This is a genomic window from Pseudomonas sp. zfem004 (assembly GCF_032621715.1).
GTDB lineage: Bacteria > Pseudomonadota > Gammaproteobacteria > Pseudomonadales > Pseudomonadaceae > Aquipseudomonas > Aquipseudomonas sichuanensis.
The window spans coordinates 156,655-169,979 of sequence record NZ_JAVYJF010000001.1 but is presented as its reverse complement, the minus strand read 5'-3'; the positions used below and the strand labels follow the sequence as shown (position 1 = coordinate 169,979).

17 protein-coding genes are annotated in these 13,325 nt (G+C 57.5%); 7 read left to right on the top strand and 10 right to left on the bottom strand.

Annotated elements, in window-relative coordinates; genetic code table 11:
• The first annotated feature begins 15 nt into the window (after positions 1–15).
• The 7 genes from RTH46_RS00840 (at position 16) to RTH46_RS00810 (ending at position 5,627) form a co-directional block, all read left to right on the top strand.
• Positions 16–375, top strand: a complete 360-nt coding sequence (locus tag RTH46_RS00840) for a co-regulatory protein PtrA N-terminal domain-containing protein (RefSeq protein ID WP_049274248.1) — start codon at positions 16–18, stop codon at positions 373–375.
• A gap of 251 nt (positions 376–626) precedes the next feature.
• Entirely contained in the window at positions 627–830 is a 204-nt protein-coding gene (locus RTH46_RS00835) for a co-regulatory protein PtrA N-terminal domain-containing protein (protein WP_316904850.1), read from the top strand.
• A 182-nt stretch (positions 831–1,012) separates the two neighbouring features.
• The gene (locus tag RTH46_RS00830; RefSeq protein WP_316904849.1) at positions 1,013–2,926 is read left to right on the top strand and encodes a copper resistance system multicopper oxidase; all 1,914 of its coding nucleotides are present in this window, start codon (positions 1,013–1,015) and stop codon (positions 2,924–2,926) included.
• 14 nt (positions 2,927–2,940) lie between these two features.
• Positions 2,941–3,270: a hypothetical protein gene (locus RTH46_RS00825; RefSeq protein WP_081941348.1), complete on the top strand. Its 330-nt coding sequence runs from the start codon at positions 2,941–2,943 to the stop codon at positions 3,268–3,270.
• Positions 3,260–4,390, top strand: a complete 1,131-nt coding sequence (locus RTH46_RS00820; protein WP_316904848.1) for a copper resistance protein B — start codon at positions 3,260–3,262, stop codon at positions 4,388–4,390. The genes RTH46_RS00825 and RTH46_RS00820 overlap by 11 nt, the downstream gene beginning before the upstream one ends.
• 9 nt (positions 4,391–4,399) lie before the next feature.
• Positions 4,400–5,182 carry a cytochrome c gene (locus RTH46_RS00815; RefSeq protein WP_316904847.1) on the top strand — a complete coding sequence of 261 codons (783 nt, stop codon included), beginning with the start codon at positions 4,400–4,402 and terminating at the stop codon, positions 5,180–5,182.
• On the top strand, positions 5,172–5,627 hold the full coding sequence (locus RTH46_RS00810; protein ID WP_081941308.1) for a DUF411 domain-containing protein: 456 nt from the start codon (positions 5,172–5,174) through the stop codon (positions 5,625–5,627). The genes RTH46_RS00815 and RTH46_RS00810 overlap by 11 nt, the downstream gene beginning before the upstream one ends.
• Positions 5,628–5,696: 69 nt before the next feature.
• On the opposite strand, the gene RTH46_RS00805 is transcribed toward RTH46_RS00810, so the two are convergent.
• From RTH46_RS00805 to RTH46_RS00755, 10 genes are all read right to left on the bottom strand, one after another.
• Positions 5,697–6,029, bottom strand: a complete 333-nt coding sequence (locus RTH46_RS00805) for a DUF2790 domain-containing protein (protein ID WP_031314395.1) — start codon at positions 6,027–6,029, stop codon at positions 5,697–5,699.
• A 247-nt stretch (positions 6,030–6,276) separates the two neighbouring features.
• The gene (gene dmeF, locus RTH46_RS00800; RefSeq protein ID WP_316904846.1) at positions 6,277–7,173 is read right to left on the bottom strand and encodes a CDF family Co(II)/Ni(II) efflux transporter DmeF; all 897 of its coding nucleotides are present in this window, start codon (positions 7,171–7,173) and stop codon (positions 6,277–6,279) included.
• Positions 7,174–7,193: 20 nt separating this feature from the next.
• The gene (locus RTH46_RS00795) at positions 7,194–7,469 is read right to left on the bottom strand and encodes a metal/formaldehyde-sensitive transcriptional repressor (RefSeq protein WP_023628532.1); all 276 of its coding nucleotides are present in this window, start codon (positions 7,467–7,469) and stop codon (positions 7,194–7,196) included.
• A 409-nt stretch (positions 7,470–7,878) separates the two neighbouring features.
• The gene (arsJ, locus tag RTH46_RS00785; RefSeq protein ID WP_316904845.1) at positions 7,879–9,111 is read right to left on the bottom strand and encodes an organoarsenical effux MFS transporter ArsJ; all 1,233 of its coding nucleotides are present in this window, start codon (positions 9,109–9,111) and stop codon (positions 7,879–7,881) included.
• A 9-nt stretch (positions 9,112–9,120) separates the two neighbouring features.
• Entirely contained in the window at positions 9,121–10,125 is a 1,005-nt protein-coding gene (locus tag RTH46_RS00780; protein ID WP_175653586.1) for an ArsJ-associated glyceraldehyde-3-phosphate dehydrogenase, read from the bottom strand.
• 32 nt (positions 10,126–10,157) lie between these two features.
• On the bottom strand, positions 10,158–10,661 hold the full coding sequence (locus RTH46_RS00775; RefSeq protein WP_316904844.1) for a cyclin-dependent kinase inhibitor 3 family protein: 504 nt from the start codon (positions 10,659–10,661) through the stop codon (positions 10,158–10,160).
• Positions 10,662–10,673: 12 nt separating this feature from the next.
• Positions 10,674–11,390, bottom strand: coding sequence for an arsenical resistance protein ArsH (arsH, locus tag RTH46_RS00770; RefSeq protein ID WP_316904843.1), 717 nt, complete (start codon positions 11,388–11,390; stop codon positions 10,674–10,676).
• A 4-nt stretch (positions 11,391–11,394) separates the two neighbouring features.
• The gene (arsB, locus tag RTH46_RS00765) at positions 11,395–12,456 is read right to left on the bottom strand and encodes an ACR3 family arsenite efflux transporter (protein ID WP_316904842.1); all 1,062 of its coding nucleotides are present in this window, start codon (positions 12,454–12,456) and stop codon (positions 11,395–11,397) included.
• An 18-nt stretch (positions 12,457–12,474) separates the two neighbouring features.
• Complete coding sequence (locus tag RTH46_RS00760) at positions 12,475–12,945, bottom strand: arsenate reductase ArsC (RefSeq protein ID WP_316904841.1); 471 nt, start codon at positions 12,943–12,945, stop codon at positions 12,475–12,477.
• A gap of 20 nt (positions 12,946–12,965) precedes the next feature.
• Complete coding sequence (locus tag RTH46_RS00755) at positions 12,966–13,322, bottom strand: metalloregulator ArsR/SmtB family transcription factor (RefSeq protein WP_225231600.1); 357 nt, start codon at positions 13,320–13,322, stop codon at positions 12,966–12,968.
• Positions 13,323–13,325 lie beyond the last annotated feature (3 nt).

The window sequence follows — 13,325 nt, the reverse complement described above, 5'->3', positions numbered from 1 at the left end:
GATGGAGATCGTCCTGTGAAATCGCTCAAACCCATGATTCTTGCTACAGCTATGCTGATATCGTCAGCTGCGTTTGCTGAAGGTGGAAGCGACCGCGCACTTGAAAGAATTCAGTCACTTCGAGACAAGGCCGAAGCTGTGTTGATCAAGGCGGAGAAAGCCGACCCCAGCCAACGGCACGTTCATATGAAAGAACACATGTCTATGCTTCAGGATTTGATGAGCCAATTGCATCAAGACCACCCCAAAGCCGGCATGTCAAAGGATGAGCATCTCGTGTGGATGGAGAAACACGACAAGATGGTAGATGACGTCCTTGGTCAGATGGTTCGTGAACACCAGCTCATGATGGCGGACAAGGAATGTCATCCATAATCCATTCTTCGTGGCCGTTCCCCAGTGCTCCTTGGCCTTGCGGCGCCCAACCGGCGCCGTTTTTTTGGGTGACGCGTGGCTGCAGTTTTCCTTGGTCAGCCTCTCGAAAGGTCCGGAACAGATGAGGTTCCTTGGACCCTAGAAGCTGACAGATCTGTAACGTCGAGCTCAGCTACCTGAAAGCGAGGCGGGGCTATTGTTGACTCCAAGCCTACCCAATGGGCCTCCAACTGACTGCAGAGAGACTAGGAATGAACATGGTGAAAGCGCTTGTGATGATGATCACTTTTGGTTTGGCTGGCGTTGCCCTAGCTGAAGGTGGTGCCGACCGCACTTTTGCAAGGATGGAGACAGCTCGCCAATCGTCTATGCAGGCCTATCAGATCGCGCAGCAGAAGAAGGACACCGTCCCAGTTGCTGCTAAGCAACGAGAGACCAAACACGAGAATTGCTGAGTCGAGCTTACAGAAATGTAATCACTCACGAATCTTTTGTGTGGCAGCTTCAGAGTGCTCGTTCCCGCCGCATCTTGTGTATGAAATTCACAAAGCTTGCGGGAATTCTAAGGAAACGGGGTGCTGCGGCTTCGCGCAGGCCCGGATATCAGCGAATTACCTGACTCACTGGACACTACGGCATGCAAAGCAAAACCACGAGACGATCCTTCGTTAAAGGCTTGGCCGCCACTGGATTATTGGGTGGATTGGGCATGTGGCGCACGCCGGTATGGGCCGTGACCAGCCCTGGCCAAGCTAACGTGCTGACAGGGAACGATTTTGATCTGTATATCGGTGAGCTGCCAGTCAATATTACCGGAGCTGCTCGCACGGCAATGGCGATCAACGGCTCACTGCCCGGTCCCATTCTTCGTTGGCGCGAAGGTGACACTGTCACCCTTAGGGTTCGAAACCGTTTGCAGCAGGACACATCTATCCATTGGCACGGCATCATTCTGCCGGCAAACATGGATGGTGTCCCAGGCCTAAGTTTCCATGGCATCGCACCCGATGGCATGTATGAGTACAAGTTCAAGGTCCATCAGAACGGTACCTACTGGTACCACAGCCATTCTGGTCTTCAGGAGCAGATCGGAGTGTACGGCGCATTGGTCATCGATGCGAAGGAGCCCGAGCCGTTCACCTACGAGCGAGACTACGTCGTGCTGCTCAGCGATTGGACGGACGAGGACCCTGCCAGAGTACTGTCCAAGCTCAAAAAGCAGTCGGACTACTACAACTTCCATAAGCGGACGGTTGGCGACTTCGTCAATGACGTCAGTGAGATGGGTTGGTCAGCAGCAGTAGCGGATCGGAAAATGTGGGCTGAGATGAAAATGAGCCCCACTGATTTGGCCGACGTTAGTGGCTATACCTACACCTATCTCATGAATGGCCAGGCTCCGGACGGTAACTGGACGGGCATCTTCCAGCCGGGCGAAAAGATTCGTCTGCGCTTCATCAACGCATCCGCCATGACGTACTTCGATGTCCGGATCCCTGGTTTGAAAATGACTGTAGTTGCGGCCGATGGGCAGCATGTCAAGCCGGTGAACGTGGATGAATTCAGAATTGCAGTAGCCGAAACCTTCGATGTCATCGTCGAACCAGACGATGCACAGGCTTACACCATTTTTGCGCAATCCATGGATCGTACTGGTTACTCCAGAGGCACCCTGGCCGTGCGCGAAGGTATGCAAGCACCAGTACCAGCCGTTGATCCACGCCCTCTAATCTCGATGAGCGATATGGGCATGGATCACGGCAGTATGGGTGGGATGGACCATGGAAGCATGGCCGGCATGGACCATAGCAAGATGGCCGGGATGGGCCAGGACAGCATGGCTGGCATGGACCACAGCAAGATGGCCGGGATGGGCCAGGACAGCATGGCTGGCATGGACCACAGCAAGATGGCCGGGATGGGCCAGGGCAGCATGGCTGGCATGGACCACAGCAAGATGGCCGGGATGGACCAGGGCAGCATGGCTGGCATGGATCACAGCAAGATGGCTGGGATGGGCGGCGCCATGCAGGTTCACCCTGCGTCGGAGACCAATAATCCATTGGTCGACATGCAAACGATGTCGCCAACACCTAAGTTGAACGATCCAGGAATCGGACTGCGGAACAACGGGCGTCGTGTCCTTACCTACGCAGATCTGCGAAGCACGTTCGTTGATCCCGACGGCCGCGATCCAGGTAGAACAATCGAGCTTCATCTCACTGGTCACATGGAAAAATTCTCCTGGTCCTTTGACGGAATCAAATTTTCAGATGCCGAACCGCTGCGTCTCAAATATGGCGAGCGTCTTCGCATCACCTTGGTCAACGACACCATGATGACGCATCCAATTCACCTCCATGGCATGTGGAGTGATCTGGAAGACGAGAACGGTAATTTCATGGTTCGAAAACACACCATCGACATGCCGCCTGGCTCTAAACGAAGTTATCGCGTAACTGCGGATGCATTAGGTCGTTGGGCCTATCACTGCCACCTACTGCTCCACATGGAAATGGGCATGTTCCGAGAAGTCCGTGTGGACGAATGATCTGGAGATTTGAGATGAGCAAACCAATGAAACGTAGCGCCTTTTTCTTCTCTGCTGCCATGGTAGGACTTCTGGCTGTTTACGCCCCGTCCTCGTGGTCCGGTGAAAACCATGACCAACATTCCCAGAAGTCTGTAGATACACCTAATGCAGCGAAATCCAACGCAGGAGCAAAGACGGCGCAGGATAAGCAGTCCGGTAGCATGGACCATGGCTCCATGAAGGGCATGGATCACGGGTCCATGGAAGGTATGGACCACGGCTCGATGGAAGGTATGGATCACAGCAAAATGATGGAATCGCAGGGCGGCGATAAAGCTAAGGCAGGGAAAGATGACCAATAGGCTGGCACGACCATCGCTCTTGGCATTGGCTGTCTCCCTGAGCGCATTCGGGGGGACAACTGGTTTTGCGGCTGAAGAAATGGACCATTCGGCAATGGGGCATGGATCTATGCAAATGGACTCTGCCCCTTCTCCAAAACCGATGCCGGGTATGGACCACAGCCAGATGGGAGCGAGCAAGCAGGAGAAAAAACCTGCCCCTGCTGATCATAGCAAGATGGATCATGGCGCTATGCAGGGAAGCATGGGCACCATGGATCACAGCACGATGGGACATGGTCAACCTAAGGTGAAGCCTGCCCCTATGGATCACAGCAATATGGGTCATGGGAGCATGGAAGGGATGGGGCCCGGAACGATGGATCATTCAAAAATGAACCACGGCTCCGCTGATGCACCTACTGCCGCCAGTCGCACCCCCATTCCTGTCCTGACGGATGCGGACCGTAAAGCGGCTTTTCCCCCTTTGGGCGGTCATGAGGTTCACGACAGCGCCATCAACAGCTTCTTCTTGTTAGATCAGCTGGAGTATCAGGATGCTGACGAGGGTAGCACCTTGGCGTGGGATGCCTCTGGGTGGGTTGGTGGCGACATCAATCGTCTTTGGATTCGCTCCGAGGGCGAGCGAACAAATGGTGTAACCGAGGATGCCGAGCTGCAGCTCCTCTACGGCCGATCAATTGGTCCGTGGTGGGATGTCGTTGCAGGGGTACGCCAGGATTTCCAACCCGAATCTCCCCAGACGTGGGCAGCCTTTGGCATTCAGGGCATGGCTCTCTATGCGTTTGAAGCGGAAGCCACGGCGTTCATTGGTGAGAATGGCCAGACTGCCGCACGGTTGGAAGGCGACTACGACATCCTTTTAACCAATCGCCTGATCCTACAGCCCACCGCCGAAGCGAACTTCTATGGCAAAAATGACCCTGAGCGTGGTGTTGGTTCAGGTCTTGCCAATACCGAGGTGGGGCTACGACTTCGGTATGAAATTGTTCGCCAGTTTGCTCCCTACATAGGCGTCACCTGGAGCCGCTCTTACGGCAAAACTGCTGACCTGATTCGGGACGAAGGCGGGGAAGTGAGTGAAGCGCGTTTCGTTGCCGGCATTCGGATGTGGTTTTGAGAACCTGACATGAAAAAAACAATTACAACATTGGTCGCAGCAGGCGCCGTGGGTAGCGCGGCTGTATTGGGAGCCGCCTATTTTGGTCTGGTCAACGTGGGCGCTGATGACCCTCATTTCCCCGCTGTGCATGCTTTTCTCGCCATGGCGAGAGATCGCTCCATCGAAGTGCGTGCCAAGGATATCGAGGTACCGAATCTCAAAGATGAAACCCTGATTCGAACAGGCGCCGGAAACTACAATGCCATGTGCATTGGCTGTCACCTCGCTCCAGGCGTTGATAAGACCGAGCTCAGTCAAGCGCTTTACCCGTCTCCACCCGATCTCTCCAAGATCGGTGTTGGTGGGGACGCTGCCGCTGCATTCTGGACTATTAAACACGGCATCAAAGCCACAGGCATGCCTGCTTGGGGCAAGAGCATGGGTGATCAATACATCTGGGGGATCGTTGCTTTCTTAGATCAGCTCCCACAGATGAACGCTGAGCAATACAAGTCAATGGTAGCGACCAGCGGCGGCCACCAGCACGGCGGTGGGGAAAGTGATATGCACAATCATGAAGGCCAGCACGATAAAAGTGACGCTGATCACCACGGCGAGGCGGCCTCCGCGAAGGGCCCTTATGATATGGGAGAGCCTGAAGCCCATCATGCGCAGCCTGCAGATGCCAAGCCTGAAGCCGATCACCACAACGAGCATGAAGTCACGGAAGCTGATAGTGACCATCACTCCAAACCGACCCCAAAGTCGCATACTCACAAAGATGGTAAGGAGCACACCCATGAGGGCTAGAAGGCGATTCCTTAGCTTGGCAGCACTCGCTGCTTTTCTCGTGCTTCCGCCAGTCGACGCGGCAGTGCCAACCACTATTGACGTGCACCGGGATGCAAACTGCGGGTGCTGTAAAAAGTGGATTGCTCACTTGGAGCAAAATGGCTTCAAGGTCATCGATCACGTTGAAGCCGATATGAGTGCTGTTAAGCAGAAGCTAGGGGTAGCGCCGCGCCTAGCTTCCTGTCACACCGCAGTGATAAACGGAAAGTTCGTTGAAGGCCATGTTCCGGCCGAACAGATTCGACAGCTTTCAGAGCGAAATGATTTGGTTGGGGTCGCCGTGCCTGGTATGCCTGCTGGTTCTCCAGGAATGGAGGGGGATGGCGTAAGTCATGCTTACCAGGTCATAGGCCTTACCATAGGTGGGGAAGATCGCGTGGTTGCAAATTATCCTGCCAAGTAAACCTACCAACCAACGAAAACGGCGCCTTCCTGGCGCCGTTTTCATTGGATATGTGAGCATCTGAACTCCTCAATTCTGGCCGCGGCAACCAATCCCGGATGTACGGTACTCGAGGATGTTGAGCTTTCCAGTTGAGTCTTCATAGTTCATCTGTGCTGGCATCACGTCGCAGCTACCCCGGTTCGAGGTCACGCTGATCACTTTGGCCACGTCGAGCTTCATCCCATACCGATAATGGGTGACCTCAGGTTCGTTTTTCCCGTTGGCGGCGGCGTACGCCCGCATTGCTTGCTCATTTGCCTGAATCATCTGGCCATGCAGGCGGTCTGAGCCCCCCTCAGCCAGTGCAACCGAGGAGGCAGTAAGAATCAGCAAGGCGGCAATACTTTTGAGAGCTTTCATGTTCATCACTCCGATCTGGTGTGATTGAATCTTAAGCGGGTTGACCTGTCGGCCAAATGATCGGGGGATTACATCTAAGTAAGCCTTCTTTGCACTAAATCGGGAAAACGACGGTTGATAGAGTAGCCATCTTCATCGACCGCGCTGTGGCTAAGGAAACAGCGTTGATGCCGACTCCGGTCCTTCCAGCCTGTCGATACGCTGCTTACAGGTTACGCCGATCAAGCACAGGTTGGGGGCTCTGCTATCAGACCGCTCGGAACTCTACCGTCAGATGGCAGACTTCGTGAACCGGCTTGATCCGTTCACGAATACTCTCCGCGCTGCCAGTGACTTCACCAAGAACGCTGACGATAGCGGCATGGGCTTGTGGTCCCACCCGCCAAACATGCAGATCCGTAATCGTGACATCCCCCGGTTTTTCAACCAGTTCGCGAATCTCATCGGCGACATGTACGTCTGTCTGATCCAGCAGTACTCCTGCAGTAACCTTCATCAAGGTCCAGGCCCAACGCGCAATAACGATGGCACCTACGATCCCCATAACCGGGTCCAGCCACGCCCAACCGAGATACCGGCCGGCGAGCAGTGCAGCAATCGCTAGCACCGAAGTGAGCGCGTCAGCGAGGACATGGATGTAGGCCGATTTCAGATTGTTATCGTGCCCGTGGTGAACATGGTCATGGCTGTGGCCGTGACCCAGCAACAGTGCACTGACAACATTGACTATCAATCCGGCAATCGCGATTAGCGTAGCGGTACCGAACTGAACGTCTGTTGGTTGCAAGAGGCGCATGACAGATTCAATGCCAATTCCCAAGGCGACGATTCCGAGAATCAATGCAGAGGCAAAACCGCCCAAGTCCCCTACCTTTCCTGTACCGAAACTGTAGCGTTGGCTGGAAGCGTGCCGTTTTGCATATCCGTATGCGGCCGCCGCGATGCCCAATGCACCGGCATGAGTTGCCATGTGAAATCCATCGGCCAATAAAGCCATCGAGCCTGTGAGATAGCCTGCGGTGATCTCTCCAACCATCATCACAACGGTCAATGCCACGACCCAAAGCGTTCGCTTGGCGTTTTCATCATGTGCCGAGCCAAGAAACATATGGTCGTGTGTGTGGTTGATGCTGGTGCTGCTCATGTGCGTATACCCGGATCCGTTCACTTGGAGTAACGGCGAATGGCTTCAAGAAGCTCTTCGACGCCTTTGTTGCGCTCTTCTTCGCTCAGCGCCGGGTTAGCAACATGCTCCCGCGCGTGGTCTTCGATGATTTCCTCCATCAATCCGTTGATAGCTCCGCGAGTGGCGGCGACAAGATGCAACGTTTTGGCGCAATCGAGATCAGACTCCAGCGCCCGCTCAATGGCCTGGACTTGTCCGGCGATACGTTTAACGCGTTTGAGAAGATCGTCTTTGTTTGCCGCGATATGACTCATGGAGTACTCCTACCTGAATTATGCGCATAATAGGCATACCCCCTATACCTATGCAAGGCAGGGCGTTCTGCACGTTATGAAGCCCTTCGCTCGCTTCACCCACCGACGGTGTAGTCTGTGAGGACGGGGCAGAGACCTCAGTCGAAGCGGTGATAGGGTGCACCGGATTCAAGCCGGCGCTGGGGCACTTAGCGAGCCTCGGGGCAGTCACTGGGGACGGTCGCGTCGAAGTTACAGGTACACGTGCAGTGGATGCGCCTGGCCTATGGCTGGTGGGTTATGGAGAGTGGACAGGCTCTACATCCGCCACCTTGATCGGGATGACGCGCACAGCCAGGAGCACTGTCGCTGCGATCGAGCAGTTTCTGGTGAGAGCGGAGGCGTGAGTGCCTCCGCTCTCTCTGCGTGATCAGTGCGTCTGCTGCGACATTTCGCTATGTCTGGGCAACCCGATCGAGATGAGCGCGGCGGCCAATACGAAAATGCTGGAAACCCACAGGCAAGCCTGCAAACCATAGGCTTGGAACACCCAGCCCGACAGCAGCGTACCGACCAGCCGCCCCAGGGCGTTGGACATGTAGTAGAAGCCTACGTCCAGGGAGACGCCGTCTTCCTTGGCATAGCTGACGATCAGGTAGCTGTGCAGCGATGAGTTCACCGCGAACAGCACGCCGAACAGCATCAACCCACCGAGCAGAACCAACTGCGCCGACCAGCCCGCCGATAGGCCCACAGCAATAAGCGCAGGCAATCCAGCCAGTGCGATTGCCCAGATGAAGGCCACTCGGCCGTCCGGCACATGACCTCGTTTCTTGCCGGTGATGTGAGGAGCAAACGACTGGACGATGCCGTAGCCAATGATCCACGCGGCGAGGAAGCCGCCGACCAGCCAGAAGTCCCAGCCAAACGCGGTGCTCAGGTACACCGGCAGCGCCACGACGAACCAGACGTCCCGGGCACCGAAGAGAAACAGCCGTGCGGCCGAGAGGATGTTGATGGCTCGGCTCTTGGACAGCATGTCGCGGAACTTGGGTTTGGCCTTGGCTTTGCCCAAGTCCTTTTTCAGCAGCACCAGACTACCGATCCAGATCATGGCCAGTAATGCTGCCATGGCCAGCACCGCCAGGGTGAAGCCGAGCAACGCGAGCAGTGCTCCGCCGAGGAAAAAGCCCACGCCTTTGAGCGCGTTCTTCGAGCCCGTCAGGATGGCCACCCATTTGTAGAGCGTCCCCTGTTGGCTGTCCGGTACCAGGAGCTTGATGGAGCTCTTGGCGCTCATCTTGTTCAGGTCCTTGGCGATGCCGGACAGCGCCTGGGCGGCCATTACCCACGGCACCGTCAGCCAGGCTGCCGGCACCGTGAGCATCAGCAGTGCAAAGACCTGCATGCCCAAGCCGATGTTCATGGTGCGGTTGAGCCCCAGGCGGGCGCCGAGGTAGCCACCCACCAGGTTGGTGATCACGCCGAACACTTCGTAGAAAAGGAACAGCGCTGCGATCTGCAGCGGCGTGTAGCCCAGCGAATGGAAGTGCAGTACCACCAACATGCGCAATGCGCCGTCGGTGAGGGTGAAGGCCCAGTAGTTGCCGGTAACCAGCAGGTACTGACGCACTTCCGCAGACAGGGCTGACAACGCCTTCATGATCGCTGTTTACTCCGCTGCGCCGACCAAGCGGGCCAGTTCCGCTGCACGGTTGGCGTAGCCCCATTCGTTGTCATACCAGGCGTAGAGCTTCACCTGGGTGCCATTGACCACCAAGGTCGACAGCGCGTCGATGATCGAGGAGCGCGGATCGGTGCGGTAGTCGATGGATACCAGTGGACGCTCTTCGTAGCCCAGGATGTCTTTCAACGGGCCTTCGGCCGCCGCCTTCAGCAGCGCGTTGACCTCCTCAGCCGTCGTCTCACGCTCGACTTCGAACACACAGTCGGTCAGCGAGGCGTTGGCCAGCGGTACACGCACGGCGTGACCATTCAGCTTGCCGCGCAGCTCAGGGAAGATCTCGGCTATCGCAGTGGCCGAACCCGTGGTGGTTGGGATCAGGCTCATGCCAGAGGCGCGGGCGCGGCGCAGGTCTTTGTGCGGCGTATCGAGGATGCTCTGGGTGTTGGTGAGGTCGTGGATGGTGGTGATCGATCCGTGGCGGATGCCCAGGTTCTCGTGAATCACCTTGACCACCGGGGCCAAGCAGTTGGTAGTGCAGGAGGCGGCGGTAACGATGCGATGCTGCGCCGGGTCGAACAGGTGCTGGTTGACGCCCATCACCACGTTCAGTGCGCCTTTCTCCTTCACTGGAGCGCAGACCACTACACGTTTGACGCCCTGATCCAGGTAGGCCTGGAGCACGGCTACCGACTTCATCTTGCCGCTGGCCTCGATGACCAGGTCGCAGCCCGACCAGTCGGTGTCTGCGATGGTCTTGTTCGCGGTGACCTGAATGCGCTTGCCGTCGATCACCACCGTACTGCCCTCAGCACGGGCTTCACGGTGCCAGCGGCCGTGGACCGAGTCGAAGTTGATCAGGTGGGCATGGGTCTCGGCGTCGCCGGCCGGGTCATTGATCTGCACAAACTCGAACTCTGGCCAGTCCCAAGACGCGCGCAGCGCCAAGCGACCGATGCGGCCAAACCCATTGATGCCTACTTTGATTGCCATGTTGTTGTTCTCGCGTAGCGGTCAGGGGACGGTCAGAGGGTATTGGCGAACTGGTTGATGTAGTCGACGTGCGCAGGGTTCTGGATCGCACGTGGGCGCAGGGCCTGGACCTGAGCAACAGCTTCCTGCACGGGAATGCCGCACTCGATCATCAGGCGGGCCGCAAACAGGCCGGTGCGGCCGGAGCCGCCTTTGCAGTGAATGGCGATCGTCTTGCCAGTCATCACCAACGCTTTCAGGCGTTCCCGGTGGATTTCCCAGGCGGCAGCAAAGGGCTCGCCGGGCGCTTGGTCGTCTTCCACCGGCAGGTGGAACCATTCGAGGCCCAACAGTTGGCACTCCTCGGGCAGCAGGTCGATCTCATTCTGCAGCAGCTCGTCACTTGGCATCAGGGTGACCAGTGCACTCGCACCAGCTTCGCGCAGCGTTGCCAGTGCTTGGGATACCGAGGTGTCCTTGGTACCAGGGCACGGGGTGAAGATCAGCTGGCCGATCAGCTCGGGAGTCGCCAGCACGGAATACGGGTGCAGTTGCATGCTCAGAAAGCCTCAGATGGATCGTTGATTAACGCGTTTGGAAAGCTCTTCAGCCGACTCCTTGCGCTCGGAGTAGCGATCGACCAAGTAGTCGGCGCGGTCACGAAGCAGCAGGGTGAACTTCACCAGCTCCTCCATCACGTCGACGACACGGTCGTAGTACGCCGAGGGCTTCATGCGGCCGGCCTCGTCGAACTCCAGGTAGGCCTTGGGTACGGACGACTGGTTGGGGATGGTGAACATGCGCATCCAGCGGCCGAGGACGCGCAGCTGGTTGACCACGTTGAACGACTGCGAGCCACCGCAGACCTGCATCACCGCGAGGGTCTTGCCCTGCGTTGGGCGCACGGCGCCCATGCTCAGTGGAATCCAGTCGATCTGCGACTTGAACACGCCGGTCATCGCGCCGTGGCGCTCAGGCGAGCACCAGACCATGCCTTCCGACCACAGCACCAGGTCACGTAGCTCCTTGACCATGGGGTGGTCATCGGGCACGTCATCCGCCAGTGGCAAGCCTGTGGGATTGAAGATCCGCGCCTCCGCACCGAAGTGCTCCAGCAGGCGTGCCGCTTCTTCTGTCAGCAGACGGCTGAAAGAGCGTTCGCGTGTCGACCCGTACAGCAGCAGGATGCGCGGTTTATGGGTGGACTGCTGCTCGATCGCGAGCTTGTCGGCGGATGGCAGGTCGACCAGTTCGTTGTCGAGGTTGGGGATGTGGTGTTCGGTCATGATTTTACTCCTGAGACAAGGCACCAGAGGGCTGATTAAACCAGCGGCGTTTGAGCCACAAGGCCACACCCACCAGTGAGATCAACACCGGCACTTCCACCAAGGGGCCGATCACGGTGGCAAAGGCAACCGGCGAAGCGAGGCCGAAGGTAGCGATGGCCACGGCAATGGCCAGTTCGAAGTTGTTGCTGGCTGCGGTGAACGCCAGCGCGGTGGTGCGTGGGTAGTCGGCCTCAAGCAGCTTGCCCATCCAGAAGCTGATGAAGAACATCACCACGAAGTAGATGGTCAGCGGGATGGCGATGCGCAGCACATCCAGCGGCAGCTGCAGCACCATGTCGCCCTTCAGACTGAACATGGCCACGATGGTCAGAAGCAACGCCACGAGCGTCAGCGGACTGATCTTTGGAATGAAACACTCTTGGTACCAGGTCTCGCCCTTGCTGCTGATCAGAATCTTGCGGGTCAGGAAGCCGGCCAGGAACGGGATGCCCAGATAGATCAGCACCGATTGGGCGATTTCGAGGAAGCTGGTCTCGATGACGCTACCCTCAAGACCAAACAGCGGCGGCAGCAGGCCCAGGAAGATCCAGGCGTACACGCTGAAGAACAGGATCTGGAAAATGCTGTTGAAGGCGACCAGGCCCGCCACGTACTGGTTGTTGCCACCGGCGATCTGGTTCCACACCAGCACCATGGCGATGCAGCGCGCCAAGCCGATGAGGATCAGGCCGGTCATGTACTCAGGCTTGTCGGAAAGGAACACTACCGCCAGCCCGAACATCAGCACCGGACCGATTACCCAGTTCTGGACCAGCGACAGCACGAGGATGCGCTTGTCCTTGAAGACCTGCGGCAGTTCCTCGTATTTCACCTTCGCCAGTGGCGGGTACATCATGACGATGAGCCCAATGGCGATGGGGATGTTCGTCGAGCCTACCGACAGGCTGTTCAGCCACGCGGGCAATCCCTGGAACAGGCTGCCCAAGGCGATACCCAGGCCCATGGCCAGAAAGATCCAGACCGTCAGGTAACGGTCGAGGAAGGAAAGTCGGCTTTTGCTCATGGTGGATCTCCCTAAACGTCAGAGCGTTCCGATGCGGGCCAGCTCGACCTTGAGCTGCGCGGCATCCAGTTGTTCAAAGGGCAGTGCGAGGAATGCCTTGAGGCGTCGCTTGATCTGCTCAAGCGTGATGTCGAACGCCGCGTCCAACTCGGCGGGGCTGCCCTGCAGGTCCGACGGATCGGAAAGCCCCCAATGGGCTTTTACTGCCGGCCCGAAGAACACAGGGCAGGCTTCGCCGGCGGCCTTGTCGCAGACGGTGATGACGAAGTCCGGTGCCAGCTCGGCGTATGCATCGCTGGATTTGCTGCTGAGGTCATCGGTGGAAATACCGGCGCGCTGCAGCGCGGAGATGGACAACGGATGTACCTCGCCCTTGGGCTGGCTGCCGGCGCTGTAGGCCTTCATACCGGCCGGAGCCAGGTGGTTGAACACGGCTTCTGACAGGATGCTGCGGCAGCTATTGGCGGTGCAGAGGAACAGAACTTTCATCGGTTTTTGCTCGGCAGTGATCAGCAGCAGGTGGCGACGCGCTGTGGGCGGTCACCCATGGCGTCCAGTCGAGTGGAGCTGCTGTTCAGCCACTCGCTGTTGGCCTCCAGCGTCGTTTTCAGGATCTCGCGTACCCAGGCGGGCAGCTCTGGATGCAGCCGGTAGTAAACCCATTGGCCCTGGCGGCGGTCTGCCAGCAGGTCACACGTGCGCAGCTGCGCCAGGTGGCGGGAAACCTTGGGCTGGCTTTCTTCCAGTGCACAGATCAGCTCACAGACGCAGAGCTCTTCCTCGCGGGCGATCAGCAGCATCATCCGAATGCGGTTCTCGTCGGCGAGGCATTTGAAAACCTTGGTAGGGGTCAGTGGATCAGTCATCAC